This window comes from Shewanella algidipiscicola, from assembly GCF_003605125.1.
Taxonomy (GTDB): domain Bacteria; phylum Pseudomonadota; class Gammaproteobacteria; order Enterobacterales; family Shewanellaceae; genus Shewanella; species Shewanella algidipiscicola.
This window is the reverse complement of record NZ_QPQT01000016.1, coordinates 95,684-111,286: the sequence shown is the minus strand read 5'-3', so window position 1 is coordinate 111,286 and position 15,603 is coordinate 95,684. Positions and strand designations below refer to the sequence as shown.

Below are 15,603 nucleotides of genomic sequence, written 5' to 3'. Positions count from 1 at the left end.
CACTTGTAGAGAAAGTGGTGGGTCGTGAAGGATTCGAACCTTCGACCAATTGGTTAAAAGCCAACTGCTCTACCGACTGAGCTAACGACCCATCTGAGTGATGATAATGTAAATTAACCGCCATCAATGGTTAACAGCCAACTGCCCCATCTCTATTCTAAAACGCTATTCTAAAATAGCGACTGAGCTAACGGCCCATCTTATTAACCTACTTGTTTAGCCACTTGTAGAGAAAGTGGTGGGTCGTGAAGGATTCGAACCTTCGACCAATTGGTTAAAAGCCAACTGCTCTACCGACTGAGCTAACGACCCATCTTATTGACCTACTTGTTTAGCCACTTGTAGAGAAAGTGGTGGGTCGTGAAGGATTCGAACCTTCGACCAATTGGTTAAAAGCCAACTGCTCTACCGACTGAGCTAACGACCCATCTGAGTGATGATAATGTAAATTAACCCTCACCAATGGTTAACAGCCAACTGTCTTTTGCTATAAACATAGCGACTAAACGAATGACCCATTTTTTTACAGCTAAATCTTATTGATTTAGCGCCCTTGCGACTACGCCGCTTTGAGGGCGCCTATAATACCTTTTTCATCTTCTCATGCAAGTGCAAATTTATCATTTCTTTTCGTTTGCATGAAAAACAAACTAAGGGTATGTTTTTTAGTTAAATAGAGATTAAATACCCGCCAACTGCTGTGTAGCGATTCTTGCAGCTGCACTATTAGCGTATTCGTTGATCACTTGTTGATAGTAACGCTTGGCTGTGGCATTGTCAGACTGCTTTTGTGCAATCATCCCTAGCTTAACCAGACTGTCACCACGCTTATTTGAATCTTTAAACTGTTTAACTACGGTATCAAATGCTTGAGTCGCCTCAGCAAATTCACCTTTATTATATAACAATTGTCCGAGCCAATAATTCGCGTTAGCCGCGTACGTAGAGCTCGGATACTGTTTTATAAAATTTCTAAATGCAGGGATTGCTTCATCATATTGACGCTGTTTAAGCACCAAATTAACCGCTTGCTCATAACTGGCCGTTTCGCCTAATGATGATGTGGTTTCAGAGGCTACAGGAGTGGCCGTATTTGCCACCGATTTAGCACTGCTGAGCTTTGCAATATCATCATAAAGCTGACGTTGACGCTGTAATATCTGATTTATCTGATAGCTTTGCTGTTCAGTCAACCCGCGCAGATCTAATACTTCTTGTTGCAAGGTATCGAGTCGTTGCTGCGTTTCAAACTCGGCAGCCTGTTTTGCCTTGAGCATACGCTCTAAACGAGCCACTCTATCATTAGAAGCACCACCAGCAATATCTTCAACCGGTGCTGGTGCGGCAACCGCCACACCAACACTCATCAGAATTGCCGCGGTTAGTACGGCATGTTTCATATGTATCCCTGTTAATATCAGTTATTAGTAAACTAATACCGCACGACGGTTTTTGCCAAATCCAGCATCGGTACGAGAAAAATCAAGTGGCTTCTCTTCACCGTAACTCACAATACTCATTTGACTTGGTGAAACACCCATGCTTTGTAAGTATTTAGCAACCGCTTTAGCCCGGCGCTCACCTAGGGCGATATTATACTCAGGCGTACCACGCTCATCGGCATGACCTTCAATCATAACGCGCACATTTGGATGTTCAACTAAGTATTCGCCGTGAGCATTAAGCACCTCAGAAAACTCTGAAGAAACCGAGCTTCTATCAAAATCGAAATAGATGATGTGTTCTTTACGTAACTCTTGATACTTAAGACGTTGCTGCTCTTCAGGAGTTAAAATGGGTGCTACACCGCCGGTTTCAACACCACCGGCTGTCATTTCGCTACCGTTATTACTACCGCCCATTGAGCTACTTGCATCTGTTTCTGATTCAGATGTGGTACTACATGCACTCATTGCCATAACGGGAACTGCAACCAACATAGCCTTAAAAAGCTTATTAAAATTCATTTTACATCCTTAATCTTTTTTCGAGATTGATATTATAAAAAAGGTGACCAAGCAGGAGATTTTACTTCCCCTTGACCGACTGGCAGTCTTGCCTTAAACCGGCCATCCATAGAGACCGCCGCTAAAACTTGTTGTCCTTGATAGGTTGTACCGTAAATGACCATAGTGCCATTTGGTGCAACGCTGGGTGACTCATCTAAACGCGTTGAAGTCAGTACTTGCATAAAGCGCGTTTCTAAATCCATTCGAGCAATATTAAACTTACCGTTAGTACGGTTAACAAACACCATGCTGCGACCATCTGGAGAAATAGAACCACCTAAATTCCATTCACCTTCAAAAGTTAACCTTGAAACTTTACCCGAAGCCAGTGTCACTTGATAGATCTGTGGACGCCCACCTCGCTCAGAGGTGAAAATTAACGATTGCCCATCTGGCGTCCATGACGCTTCAGTATCAATAGCATAATGATTGGTAATACGTTTAATCGCTTTAGTCGCGATATCAACCACATAAATTTCAGGCTGACCATCTTTTGACAAGGTAAGCGCTAACTTTTTGCCGTCGGGCGAAAACGAAGGTGCACCATTAATTCCTGAGAAACTCGTCACCTTAGTGCGTGACTGAGTATAAATGTCTTGCACAAACACTTCAGCTTTCTTATTTTCAAAACTGACATAAGCTAGCTTGCGCCCGTCAGGAGACCATGAAGGCGACATTAATGGCTCTGGTGAGCGCAGTAACATCTGTTCATTGTATCCATCATAATCGGCAATCATTAGCTTGTAAGGCGATTTATCTTGATGGTCGACCACAACATAAGCAATACGCGTTAAAAACGCTCCACGGATCCCGGTCAACTTTTCATAGACGATATCGCTAATACGGTGGCCATATTGTCTAAACTGGGCTGCGCTTATCACGGTTTCACGGCTGTCGATAACATAGTCGGCAGCCGATGAAGGGCCGCCTGACTGCATTTGGGCTTTAACCAGATCGATGAGTTCGAAATTGACTAAATATTGATCTGCCCCGTAAGGTTTTACTGAGCCCAGCACAACGGCTTCTGCCCCAACATTGGACCAAAGCTTGGCATTAAAGTTTGCCGCAGTACTGATGTTACGCTGAGGTAGGCCAAGTTCATCCAAAGGTTTAAATGTGCCACTGCGAGTCAGATCCGACATCACCACATCCGATATTTGTGAAGGCATAGGCGTCGTACCTTGCCAAACAAACGGCACCACTGCGATAGGACGCGCGGCATCAACCCCTTCGGTGATCACTATATCCAGTGCAGCCTTAACAGGTGCTGTGCAGATCAGCAGCCCTAAAATAAGCCATTTTGTCAAAATCTTCATGAAGCCCCTTTAATTAAATTCCGGTTGAACGGTTAAATTAATCTCTTTTAACTTGTTATACACGTCAGCCTCTGGCGATACAGGTAAGCGCCCCGCCTTATTAATGGCAGCTTTCGTCGCACGGCAAACCACAGGATCGCCCGATAAGATTTCATTACCGGTCACAAACCCATCTTTTGCTAAGCGAATAAAGATACGGCAACTTTTACCACGCATCGACTCATCCACCACTAAGTTGCGCTGAATGGTCGCCCGGATCATCGAAGTGTATCGTTGTACCTCGGTTGTCACCTGCTTATTGCGTGTTTGTGATAATACCGCTTGCTCAGCCGCTAAGGCTTCTTCCATCATGCGCTCTTGCTCTAAACGTGCTTGTTCTTCGGCTTTACGTTTACGCTCGGCTTCCTCTTTACGTTTACGTTCCTCAGCCGCCTTCTTTGCTGCGGCCTCTTCCTGTTTACGCTTAGCCTCAGCCTTGGCTGCCGCGGCTTCTGCTGCCTTACGTTCATCTTCTTTTTGCTTACGCAACGCTTCAGCCTGTGCAGCTTTCTCTTTTTCTTGCTGCTCTTTCAACTTAGCCGCTTTTGCGGCTGCCGCTGCATTTTGAGTTTCTATCTCTTTTTGTTTGCGCTCTTTTTCTAGCTGCTTAATTTTGGCTTGCTCACGTTCTCTCGCTTGGGTCGCTTCTCTGGCGCGGCGCTCTAATTCATCTTGACGTGCCTTCTCTTTGCGTTCAGCAGCCTGCTGCTCTGCCTTGATTTTTTGCACCTGTTGGTTCACTTTTTGCTGATCAACCACCACAGCTTGCACGGCTGGTGCGCTAGCCTGGGGCATAACTTTAGGTTTCTCATCAAAATCAACGCCCATCGCCACAACGATGATCACGCCAATGTGGATACTGGCGGAAATAACAAGAGGTAAAGTAAAATCTGATTTAGCTGCCACCCACTACTCCTCAGGCGAATCTGTCATCAAACCCACTGATGGCACACCCGCTTTTTGCAACGACACCATCAATTGAATCACTTTTTCATAAGGAATATGCCTATCGGCTTTGACCACAACAGGGCGTTCAGGTTCGAGCAAAATAATAGCAGCAACCCGAGTCGCTACCTCTTCGAGCTCTAATACTTCCTTGGTGCTGCTACTGCCCACATCGAGGTAGTAATCGCCATTGGCGTCAATAGATGCAACCACAGGTGGCTTGCTGTCTGCGGGTAAGGTTTCGGCTTGCCCTTGTGGTAAGTCAACTTTAACCCCTTGGGTAACAATCGGCGCCGTGACCATAAAAATAATCAACAAGACCAACATCACGTCGATATAAGGGACAACGTTGATCTCAGCGACAGGTCGGCGTCGTTTACGCTGATAACCTTGTTGCATTAGATCTCTTCCTTCTCGCTATAAGCTTGACGGTGCAAAATACTGGAAAACTCTTCCATAAAGTTAGCGTACGACATCTCAATTTTATCCACCTGAGTCGAAAAACGGTTGTACGCAATAACCGCAGGAATGGCGGCAAACAGGCCCATTGCGGTCGCAATCAAGGCCTCGGCAATCCCTGGCGCAACCATTGCGAGCGTCGCGTTTTCAACCGCGCCTAGAGCGATAAAGGAGTTCATGATGCCCCATACAGTTCCAAACAAACCAATATAGGGACTGGTTGATCCTATGGTGGCTAATAAGGGTAAGTGAGTCTCTAGCTTTTCAAGTTCGCGCGACAATGCCACACGCATGGCACGATAACTGCCGTCCATCACAGCACTGGGCACTTTACCATTAAGGTTATTTAACCGAGCATACTCTTTAAAACCACTATAAAATAGCGCCTCTAAACCGCTATTGTTGTCTTGGCGAGCAGACAGCTCTTTATAGAGTTTATTTAAATCGACACCAGACCAAAACTTATCTTCAAATTTAAGCGCGTGTTGCCTAGCCGAAGCCAGTAAACGCCGACGTTGAATAATCACTGCCCAGGAAATCACCGATAACGCTAACAGCGTCAACATGACAAACTTAACTAATAAACTGGCTTGTAAAAACAGCCCGATAAAGGAAATATCAGCTTCCACTCTTAAACTCCTGAACAATGTTATGCGGAATAGCTCTTGGTCTCATACGTGACAAGGCAATGCAGGCAACCAGAATATGGCCTTCGCAGTATAACTTACCTGATGCATCAAGCAGTTGTTGACGAAATAGCAAAGAGGCCTTTTTCAATTCCATCACTTCCGTTTCGACCACCAGTTCCTGCTCAAAACGAGCGGCTACCTTAAAGTCTAATTCCGCCTTTTTAACGACAAAAGCAATATCTTCGGCGAGTAATTGAGTCTGTTTCACGCCAATTTTTTTAAGCCACTCGGTGCGAGCGCGCTCGAAAAAGTTGAGGTAGTTTGAGTGATAAACCACTCCCCCAGCATCGGTATCTTCGTAATAAACAGAAATGGGCCAACGAAACATAAACAATGATTGCCAAACATTAGCTAAAATAGAGGCCTACTATACCTACAGCGTGGACAATTGTGAATGGTTCAGGCACGAACAGTGAGCAGTTACTTCATAAAATTTTGTTAATAAAAAAGGGAAGTTATTCACTTCCCTTTCAATACTGAGTTAATGGTTAGTCGGTTAACCACCAATCTTAGCGGGTACGGTTAAACCAAAACTGTGCCATAGAAAACTGTAGATATCAGCAAATTCATCAATCTTCATTGCCGTTGGCTTGCCTGCACCGTGACCGGCTTTCGATTCGATACGCATGATGATCGGCGCATCGCCAGTTTGACGATCTTGCAGCAGCGCACCAAATTTGAAGCTATGCAGTGGTACGACGCGATCATCATGATCGGCTGTCATTACCATGGTAGCCGGATATTCACGCTCTGTAATATTATGGTAAGGCGAATAAGCAAGCAGCGCAGGGAACTGCTCAGCTACATCGGCAGAGCCATATTCACTAGTCCACGCCCAACCGATAGTAAATTTGTGGAATCTCAGCATATCTAAAACACCGACTGCAGGTAGCACAGCGGCAAACAGATCAGGGCGTTGAGTCAATGCAGCTCCCATCAACAAACCACCGTTACTGCGACCATAAGCACCTAATTTACTGCTGTTAGTATAATGGTTGTCGATAAGGTACTGCGCTGCAGCATAGTAATCATCAAACACATTTTGTTTCTTATCAAACATGCCCGCTTGATGCCAGCTTTCGCCATATTCGGCACCACCACGAAGATTAGGCACAGCATATATACCGCCCATATCCATCCACGCTATATTAGCTGGACTAAAGCGCGGGGTTAACGAAATGGCAAATCCACCATAGGCATACAATAAGGTTGGGTTATTACCATCAAGTGTTAATCCCTTCTTATAAGAGACCATCATAGGAACACGGGTGCCATCTTTACTGTTGTAAAACACTTGCTCTGACACATAGTCATCAGGATTGAATGAGACTTTGGGTTTAGCGTACAGACTAGATTGACCCGTTTTAAAATCAAACTTATAAGTAGTCTGTGGCTGCACATAACTATTAAAAGTGTAATAGAAATAGTCTTTGCTACGCTTACCATAAGGGCCGGCAATTTTACCTTTACCAGGTAAATCTACATCTTGGCGTTTAACGCCATCCATGCTGAAAATAGATAGCTGACCTAATACGTCATGCAGGTAACTGACAACCAAGTGGTCATTAATAATGGCCACGCTCGCGATAGGATCGCTTGATTCAGCAATCACAGTCTTCCAATTGGTTTTAGCTGGGCGATTAACATCAATCGCAATCACTTTGCCATTTGGCGCATCTAAATCGGTCTTAAAATAAAAGACTGATTTATCATTACCCAAGAAGCTGTATTCGGCTTCAAGCTCAACAATTAATTCAACCACTGGGGCATTTTGTTCGGTTAACGACTTATAGAAGAAACGATTACGACTGTCGGTACCCTGAGAGATGGAGATCAACAGATAATCGCCCTGCTCTGAGACTTCGGCACCAAAGCCCCAATCTTTATTCTGTGGGCGCTCATAAATCAACACATCTTGAGATTGATCTGTACCCAGTTTGTGGTAGTAGACTTTTTGGTTAAAGTTGACATCGGCAAGTAAGTTACCACCCGCTGGTGCATCATAGCGAGAGTAGTACACTCCTTGGTTATCTTTACTCCATTGTGCACTAGAAAATTTAATCCAATTGAGCTCATCAACTAATTTTTTACCACTAATCACATCAATAAATTGCCACTGTTGCCAGTCCGAACCTGATTTGGACACTCCATAGGCAATCGTTTTACCATCACCACTAACAGACACACCACTTAATGCCACGGTACCATCGGTTGAAAACCCATTTGGATCGAGGGCAACCTTTTCTTGTCCTTGTTTATCTTTAACATACAACACCGACTGCGCCTGTAGGCCATCGTTGCGATAATAGAAGGTGTAATCGCCATGCTCAGATGGAGCGGTCACTTTTTCATAATTCCACAGCTCAGTAATACGCTCGACAATAGCCTGTTTATTTTCGAGTTGAGCCAGATAATCATGACCGGCCTGCTGCTGCTGTTTAACCCAGGCTTGGGTTGCTTCAGTGTCTTCTTCAAGATAACGATAGGGATCGGCCACTTGAACGCCATGAAGGGTCTCGACCACGCCTTGAGGCGAAGCCGTCGTTAACGTGTCATCAGTTTGAGATGCATTATACTGACAGCCGCTGAGCATCAGCCCAAACCCCGCTACCAAAAGGTGTTGTTTCGATAAAATCGTTTTAAGACTCATCTGTTGCCATCCTGGATATCTAGTTATTATTTATCATGAAAATTGTGAGCAAAAGCTCATAACCACGTACTATACAAGTAAAATTACACAGTGCAATAATATTAAGACAATCAACAACAATGCTACTACTGCGGATTGTTAATAAAAAACTAACATGGATAAGCTCTGTAAAACGTAAAAATATGCACTGATTATGCTTAATCAATCGAATACTAACAAGATTGGTGCATTCAGCAAAAACTACCTCAGGTTAAGCATTAGAAATACTAATTTAAACTAGCAATTTTTCTCGCTTGCTGCTTTGAAAGGCTAATCCTATAATTCGCCTCGTTTTCAGGAAGTGTCTACCCCATGTAGATTTGAAAACAAGAACTCTAAACTTGTGTGGTGATTCACGTGAGTTTTTCCCTGGTTCTTATGCTTGACTTCCTTCCTTCAATTTGTTGATTGCAATTTATTATTTGCGGCCCACTTAAGAATATTAAGTGGGCTTTTTTTTACCTATATTTTTGCCTGTAATAATACAGCACAAATTTGTGGCAATAAAAAACCCAGCATTAGCTGGGCTTATCTGAATTTCAGCCGCTAGATCTATAGTGGCTTACTCAACCTTATCACTACCCTGCGGTTACGCGCACGTTCTTCAATAGTGTCATTAGATGCCACATGACGACGCTCACCATGGCCTTCGGTATAAATACGATCTTGTGGTATACCTGCCGATAAAAACAGATCTTTAACTGAATTGGCCCGTGTTTCTGATACCTTAGCATTGATAGATCGGCCGCCATAGCTATCGGTATAGGCATCGATAAGCACTAACTCTACATCAGGATCATAAGACAGATATTGCTGCACTTTAGCAATTTGCGCCTTAGAGTACCTAGTTAACTCATTACCACCAAACTCATAGGTTAATACAGTGAAAGCGATATCTTCAAAACTGTAAGGTAATAGATTGGCTAAACATGCGCGAAAATCGGTATATTTACGTGCAAAATTGGCAGCTGAAAGCCCGACAGCCACTTTACTGGAACGATTATACCAATCGGCATAATAAAATGTGGGCTGCATGCCGCGCTCTAATTCATTCAACATCGACCAAGCCGCATGTTTAGGCACTTCACCGCTAAAGTACTTTTGGTAGGTGAGATCGGTTATCGGTTTCGACAACACCCCAGGGCGCCATGAAGGCGCCATACTCATCAGTGTTGCGTGCGTGACCTCATCAGGTTTAACCCACATATCCAGTGTGAAATTCAAATCATGATGTTTACCTGCATAGCTCGTAAATACCGCCTTACCGTATGAAGGGATGTCATGTTCGAGTCGACAGACTATTGGTGTATTGTCGCTAATTCGCCACTGTGACTGCTCCAGAGATGCCACATAATGGCGCAACTCACCATGAGCTGTCAGCGACATCCCCAAGCTCAACCATAATGTAAAAATCAACAGCACCCTAGCAAACATAGACAATCACTCTCATTTATTGCGTTACTTAAGGCTATCGGCGTCTTTCGCCATTCCTTTAGCTTATATATTGACCGATCAAACATGACAAGCTCTGGCCAGATACTTCATAATAGCCACTGACTAATTATTTGGATAATTTGATGAGCGATATGTGCGACGCTAATAAACTCAACCACCGTTTTCGGGGGTATTTCCCTGTGGTTATCGATGTAGAAACAGCTGGGTTTAATGCCCAGACCGATGCGTTGCTTGAAATTGCAGTTACTATGCTAAAAATGGATGAGCAGGGTGAGTTAATGCTAGATAAAACTTTGCATTATCATATTGAGCCATTTGAAGGCGCCAATCTTGAACCTGAAGCTTTGGCATTTAACGGTATTGATCCATCTAACCCATTGCGCGGTGCAGTATCCGAAAAAGAAGCCTTTTTAGAAATATTTAAAGAGGTAAAGAAAGCACAAAAAGCATCCGGCTGCCACCGTAGCATCATAGTCGCTCACAATGCCGCCTTTGATCATGGCTTTGTGACTAAGGCGATTGAACGTAATGGATTGAAACGCACACCGTTTCATCCCTTTGCTACCTTTGATACCGCAGCGCTGTCAGGTCTTGCACTTGGGCATACCGTCCTCGCTAGGGCTTGTGCTATCGCTGGGATTGATTTTGATAATAAAGAAGCGCATTCAGCATTGTATGACACTGAGCGTACTGCTGAGCTTTTTTGCCATATAGTCAATAAATGGAAAGCATTAGGCGGCTGGCCCCTTAGTGCTACAGAAAACACCAATGGGCAATCCATTGATAAAACAAATGAAATACAAGTAGATTCAACAGCGTCAAAATAGGTTAATTCAGCCAATCCTGTTAACCGATAACACGCCAATGATAACGTTATCGCGAGGGGATACAACATTATTGTACAAGTATCCCCCCTCTTCGTAATTAATCCGTTAAAGCGGCACTCTAGAGGCCTATTCGTTGATCTAACTTTAACGTCTCAATCAATGCGAACACTTCTCCCAACTCTTTAAAAAGTTGTTCAATATCATCTTGAAAGCTTAGTTCTTGTTTAATATCTAAATTAGATTGAAAATAATTATGTGTACTCGCTATTTTAATCAATAGCTTACCATCTTTAAAGCAAGCTTCCAGTTCAGAATTATAAAACCGTCCTATTGAAAGTAACCGCTCCATAGTCGCCGTATTAAGTAAGTAACGTGCTTCTATCTGGTCGCTACTATAAACTTCAAACTCTCGTTCAAAGCGCACATCCTCGAGCCTAACTCGCGATAAATCACTTTTAAACGCGTCCAGTTTATTACCTAACATACCTCTGTCTTTGCTAACCAGGGTAATGCCAGAAAAACGTTTAGAGATATCAAATTCAATCAATATACCTGTGAAAATATTTTTATATCGGGTTTGATTGTCACTATTAGTACCATCCTTGATATCTAACCCAACCTCGCGCAACAGAAAGTTAATGCCTTGATACTTTCCTTTGAAGGAGTCTTGAAAATAGCCGCGGTCATATTTAGGTAAGATGCCGTAATCTTTGTAAGTTTCTAACTCTGGCAAATTTGGCGGATTGAGTTCAAATTCCTTACCAAAATAACGAATGAGTATGGGGTAAAGCTTGGCAAAAATATCCCTGCTTAACTTAGTTGCTTCGCCATAGGCCCAATAGAAAACACCAACAATGATTAACAATAGCATTATGGTAGAAATGAAACTTATGGTAAAAAGTTGGCTGTCATCGAGCACTGCTAAGCTATAAAACATCGCACCAAATCCGGCGAGAAACATAGGCATGACTAATTTGCCTAACGGTTTAGCGATTTTTGCTCGCTCGTTGTATTGCTTGATAGCCGCTATGCGCTTCTTTTCATAGGCCGCGCATTTGGGGGCAATATTGCGCTTGTAGTACTGACTAAAGGGAAGTTTATCCTTTTCAGGAATATCAAACTCCATCGGATCCATTTATCACTCCTTGAATATGTTTTGATACTGCGTCATACCAACTAACCTTACGGTTTTCTCCTCACCCACATCAACGTGCATCATTGGTATAACAAATACACAAAAGCCGCGATGAACGCGGCTTTTTCAGTAACAAGCTATTATCTTAAGATTATAGCGAGTCAGCGTTGTCGGTCAGGTAAGAAGCAACGCCTTCAGGGCTTGCGTCCATACCTTTGTCACCTTTTTCCCAGCCCGCAGGACAAACATCACCATGTTCTTCATGGAATTGTAGCGCGTCAACCATACGGATCATTTCGTCTACGTTACGACCAAGCGGAAGATCGTTAACCACTTGATGACGAACTTGGCCTTCTTTGTCGATCAAGAAAGAACCACGGAAAGCAACACCGGCTTCTGGATGCTCAACATCATATGCTTTACAGATTTCGTGCTTAACGTCAGCAACTAGAGTGTATTGAACTTGGCCAATACCACCTTTATCTACTGGAGTGTTGCGCCATGCGTTGTGAGTAAACTGAGAATCGATAGAAACACCGATAACTTCTACGCCACGCTTCTTGAACTCATCCATACGATGATCGAAAGCGATCAGTTCAGATGGGCAAACGAAAGTGAAATCAAGTGGGTAGAAGAATACTACAGCTGTCTTACCTTTGATCGCTTCGCTTAGGTTAAAGCTATCTACGATTTCGCCATTACCAAGAACCGCTGCAGCAGTAAAATCAGGAGCCGGACGGCCTACTAATACACTCATTTTATATCTCCATCTATGGATTGAAAAAAGCTTTATAACTATGAACTAAAAAGCATTATAGGCAGTCGACAGCGGGACACAAGCTATTTGGGATCATTGTCACTTTTTTTGAACAATTTGATTTTAGTTGCCCAATAACTGTTCGAGCCCAACACCAGTGTCCACCAAGGGTTCACACTTATGCAGTAAAGCTAGATACAGTTACGTTACATCTGTGCTTTTTTTACAGATAAAATGCCGATCGGCTGGACAAATAGCACGCTTGCGGTCGAAAATAGCCCCCTCTCAAACCACAATAAGCCAGAAAAATTTATGAATGCAGTTGTTATTGCAGTTTGCTTGATGCTGGGGCTCAGCCTGGCAAGAGTTCACGTCGTTATCGCGCTCACCATCAGTGCGCTCGTAGCAGGCTTAGTGGGTGGCATGGATTTACAGCATACGGTCGATGCATTTAATACCGGACTCGGTGGTGGTGCTCAAATCGCTCTCAGCTATGCCTTATTAGGCGCATTTGCCGTTGCCCTTTCTCACTCGGGTCTAACGACGTTAATTTCAACAAAAGTGATAGCCCAGCTGGGTAAAGAGCAAAATAGTCGTAACATCAATCGCGTGCGTTGGTTACTGTTGCTTGCCCTACTGGCAATGGCCGTTTCTTCGCAAAATATTTTGCCTATCCATATCGCCTTTATTCCCATATTGATCCCGCCATTACTACACGTCATGTCTAAATTACGTCTAGATCGCCGTTTAGTGGCGTGTGTACTCACCTTTGGTTTGGTCACCACTTACATGATCTTACCCATTGGCTTTGGCGGCATCTTCCTCAACGATATTTTGCTCTCTAACCTTAATAGCAATAATCTTGATGCCGTGCGCGAACAGATCCCAACGGCTATGTTGATACCCGCGCTTGGGATGATTGTCGGCCTGTTAGTCGCCACATTCATTAGCTACCGTAAGCCTCGTGAATATCAACAAGCAACAGCGTTAGTTAACGAACCCGAAGCCAGCATTAATCGCCGCAATATTCTAATTGCCCTTAGCGCCATATTGGCCACACTATTGGTGCAACTCTATACTGGCTCAATGATTTTTGGCGCTCTGATTGGCTTTATCATCTTCAGTTTTTCAGGGGCGCTTAAGCATGTTGCCGACCAAGATATCTTTAATCAAGGCGTGCGCATGATGGCTAATATAGGCTTTATCATGATATCGGCTGCTGGGTTCGCTGCAGTGGTCAAAGAGACTGGTGATGTCAGTACCTTAGTAGAATCACTCTCTTACTTGATTGGCGATAATAAGGCGTTAGCGGCGTTCTTGATGTTAGTGGTTGGCTTATTGATCACTATGGGCATCGGCTCATCATTTTCAACCATCCCCATTATCGCTACGATTTACGTGCCTCTGGCCATGAGTTTTGGCTTTTCTGTTGCCGCAACGATTGCACTAGTCGGCACAGCGGCAGCATTGGGCGATGCGGGTTCACCAGCCTCAGACTCAACCCTAGGCCCCACTGCGGGTCTTAATGCGGACGGTCAACACGACCATATTCGCGACAGCGTGATCCCAACCTTCATCCACTATAATATTCCGTTGCTGCTCTTCGGTTGGATTGCCGCTATGGTGTTGTGACCTTGATGGCATAACTTAGCGACTTAAGATACGAAAAAGGCAGCCACTTGGCTGCCTTTTCGCTAACTAAGATACACCAATATTAATGGCGCTTAGAAAGTGTAACCCACACTAACCATATAAACCCATGGATCGATATCGGTTTCAATCATCACAGGTGTATCACCAAGATTGAATTTAACATCAGTGCTGATTTGTGCATACCAAACAGAGGCGTTCACCAGCCAGTTCTTATTCACTTGATAATCAAGACCAACCTGAGCCGCTAAGCCCCATGAATTACTTAGACTGAGATCAGACAACGCGCCGTTCAGATCATTGGTAAAGTCATTGTCGAAGAAATTGGTAAAATTAACACCGGCACCAATATATGGACGAAGTTTAGATTGAGCCGAACCAAAATAGTACTGTGCGACTAAGGTTGGCGGAAGGTGCTTAGTTTCGGCAATCTTACCAACGCCGTCTAATGAAATGTCGTGACTAAAAGGTGTTGCCGCTAACAACTCAACCCCAATATTATCGGTCAGCATATACCCAAAGTTAAGCCCCAACTGAGTATCATTATCGACTTTAAATTCACCAAAACCTGCGACATCTTGGCTAGATTCATTTGGTGCGACCACAACGGCACCTGCACGCACAATAATATCACCAGCTTGGTGAGCAGAAACCGCAGCGCTAAATCCGCCAGCGAGTAGGGTGGCAGCGACAAGACCTGAAACGAGAGATTTTTTCATCATACTACTCCATTAATACAATTGTGTATTGAGATTGCTATTAGCAAATTACTTACATTTGCCGCCATCCTGCCAGTTGCAACTTTGCTACATATTGATCTGTGTCAATAAAACAAATGCCACGACAATCACGAACACATATTGGTGACACTGGTCACATCCACAAAACAAACATTGAAAATACCCCTTTAAAAAGAGTGACCTAGATCAAACGGCAGAATATACCTCACCTCAAAATGAAATAAAAAATGGGCTTAACCCAACAGGTTGCAAATAACTTAGCGTTAACATTTCGTATTGCCAATTGGGTCGTATCCGATAGTAAAAAAACACATATCAAATTACCCCAAATGCTTAGAGGAACAGCTAAGTGATTTGTTAAAGATTGGGCACTCGGCCAGTCTAATTTATTGAGCGCAAACTTTAGGTATAAAAAAAGGAGCCGTAGCTCCTTATTTCAGACAAAACAACTGCGGGTTTAACGAGCTGGCACTGGCTTCATAATCACCTCAGTGGTGTATTTATCATTATTGATAACAGGGAATTTATCGTACGTTTGAAAAATAACCATACCGTTATAGCGAATCATCGCAACCACCCCATAATTAATGCCGCTGTCGATAGTCTCTGAGGCAAAGGTGAATTTAAATGGTACAGGCACCTTAGCAATATTAAACGATTTCTGAGCCACTATAACTCCAGGTGTATCAAGATCGATAACAGCAATGGTAATAGCACTGCCTTGAGGTAAGGCTATGCGCTCTAAATAGCCTGCCGCTCCATTAACGATCACTGGCGGCTCGGGCTCAACGGTGACGCAAGCGCTAAGCAACAATAAACAAAACAGCGTAATAAACCCTTTTACTTTAACTTTCATTATGTGCATCCCATTAACTCATCATAAAAAATACCTT

General features: G+C 43.6%; 15 protein-coding genes and 3 tRNA genes. 2 read left to right on the top strand and 16 right to left on the bottom strand.

The window, feature by feature from the left end:
• Positions 1-15: 15 nt before the first annotated feature.
• The 12 genes from DVO77_RS16370 to DVO77_RS16315 form a co-directional block, all read right to left on the bottom strand.
• A tRNA-Lys gene (locus tag DVO77_RS16370) sits at positions 16-91 on the bottom strand.
• Positions 92-236: 145 nt separating this feature from the next.
• A tRNA-Lys gene (locus DVO77_RS16365) sits at positions 237-312 on the bottom strand.
• Positions 313-351: 39 nt separating this feature from the next.
• Positions 352-427, bottom strand: a tRNA-Lys gene (locus tag DVO77_RS16360).
• A 253-nt stretch (positions 428-680) separates the two neighbouring features.
• The gene (ybgF, locus tag DVO77_RS16355; RefSeq protein ID WP_110456205.1) at positions 681-1,400 is read right to left on the bottom strand and encodes a tol-pal system protein YbgF; all 720 of its coding nucleotides are present in this window, start codon (positions 1,398-1,400) and stop codon (positions 681-683) included.
• 24 nt (positions 1,401-1,424) lie between these two features.
• A complete protein-coding gene (gene pal, locus DVO77_RS16350) occupies positions 1,425-1,967 on the bottom strand; it encodes a peptidoglycan-associated lipoprotein Pal (RefSeq protein WP_110456206.1) in 543 nt (180 codons plus the stop codon).
• Between the two features lie 32 nt (positions 1,968-1,999).
• Positions 2,000-3,325 carry a Tol-Pal system beta propeller repeat protein TolB gene (gene tolB / locus DVO77_RS16345; RefSeq protein WP_119979047.1) on the bottom strand — a complete coding sequence of 442 codons (1,326 nt, stop codon included), beginning with the start codon at positions 3,323-3,325 and terminating at the stop codon, positions 2,000-2,002.
• 9 nt (positions 3,326-3,334) lie between these two features.
• Positions 3,335-4,270 (bottom strand): cell envelope integrity protein TolA, encoded by a 936-nt coding sequence (gene tolA, locus DVO77_RS16340; protein ID WP_119979046.1) that lies wholly within the window; start codon positions 4,268-4,270, stop codon positions 3,335-3,337.
• A 3-nt stretch (positions 4,271-4,273) separates the two neighbouring features.
• Positions 4,274-4,708 (bottom strand): protein TolR, encoded by a 435-nt coding sequence (gene tolR, locus DVO77_RS16335; protein WP_110456209.1) that lies wholly within the window; start codon positions 4,706-4,708, stop codon positions 4,274-4,276.
• Positions 4,708-5,397 carry a protein TolQ gene (gene tolQ, locus DVO77_RS16330; RefSeq protein ID WP_110456210.1) on the bottom strand — a complete coding sequence of 230 codons (690 nt, stop codon included), beginning with the start codon at positions 5,395-5,397 and terminating at the stop codon, positions 4,708-4,710. The genes tolR and tolQ overlap by 1 nt, the downstream gene beginning before the upstream one ends.
• Positions 5,387-5,785, bottom strand: coding sequence for a tol-pal system-associated acyl-CoA thioesterase (ybgC, locus tag DVO77_RS16325; protein WP_110456211.1), 399 nt, complete (start codon positions 5,783-5,785; stop codon positions 5,387-5,389). Before ybgC ends, tolQ begins: the two co-directional genes overlap by 11 nt.
• Positions 5,786-5,953: 168 nt before the next feature.
• Positions 5,954-8,107 (bottom strand): prolyl oligopeptidase family serine peptidase, encoded by a 2,154-nt coding sequence (locus tag DVO77_RS16320; protein WP_119979045.1) that lies wholly within the window; start codon positions 8,105-8,107, stop codon positions 5,954-5,956.
• A gap of 591 nt (positions 8,108-8,698) precedes the next feature.
• Positions 8,699-9,532, bottom strand: a complete 834-nt coding sequence (locus tag DVO77_RS16315) for a flagellar protein MotY (RefSeq protein WP_373317413.1) — start codon at positions 9,530-9,532, stop codon at positions 8,699-8,701.
• A gap of 191 nt (positions 9,533-9,723) precedes the next feature.
• Between DVO77_RS16315 and rnt the strand changes: the two genes are divergently transcribed.
• Positions 9,724-10,428 carry a ribonuclease T gene (rnt, locus tag DVO77_RS16310; RefSeq protein ID WP_119979044.1) on the top strand — a complete coding sequence of 235 codons (705 nt, stop codon included), beginning with the start codon at positions 9,724-9,726 and terminating at the stop codon, positions 10,426-10,428.
• Between the two features lie 118 nt (positions 10,429-10,546).
• Here rnt and DVO77_RS16305 read toward each other — a convergent pair whose 3' ends face one another.
• Positions 10,547-11,563 (bottom strand): DUF3137 domain-containing protein, encoded by a 1,017-nt coding sequence (locus tag DVO77_RS16305; RefSeq protein WP_119979043.1) that lies wholly within the window; start codon positions 11,561-11,563, stop codon positions 10,547-10,549.
• Between the two features lie 151 nt (positions 11,564-11,714).
• Positions 11,715-12,320, bottom strand: a complete 606-nt coding sequence (locus DVO77_RS16300) for a peroxiredoxin (RefSeq protein ID WP_110456216.1) — start codon at positions 12,318-12,320, stop codon at positions 11,715-11,717.
• 312 nt (positions 12,321-12,632) lie between these two features.
• On the opposite strand from DVO77_RS16300, the gene DVO77_RS16295 reads away from it, so the two are divergent.
• Positions 12,633-13,952, top strand: coding sequence for a Na+/H+ antiporter family protein (locus DVO77_RS16295; protein WP_119979053.1), 1,320 nt, complete (start codon positions 12,633-12,635; stop codon positions 13,950-13,952).
• Positions 13,953-14,044: 92 nt separating this feature from the next.
• Here the strand turns inward: DVO77_RS16295 and ompW are convergent, their stop codons facing one another.
• Together ompW and DVO77_RS16285 are read right to left on the bottom strand one after the other, a co-directional pair.
• Positions 14,045-14,692 (bottom strand): outer membrane protein OmpW, encoded by a 648-nt coding sequence (gene ompW, locus DVO77_RS16290; protein WP_162599140.1) that lies wholly within the window; start codon positions 14,690-14,692, stop codon positions 14,045-14,047.
• 475 nt (positions 14,693-15,167) lie between these two features.
• Positions 15,168-15,566, bottom strand: a complete 399-nt coding sequence (locus DVO77_RS16285; RefSeq protein ID WP_119979042.1) for a YbaY family lipoprotein — start codon at positions 15,564-15,566, stop codon at positions 15,168-15,170.
• Between the last annotated feature and the right edge of the window lie 37 nt (positions 15,567-15,603).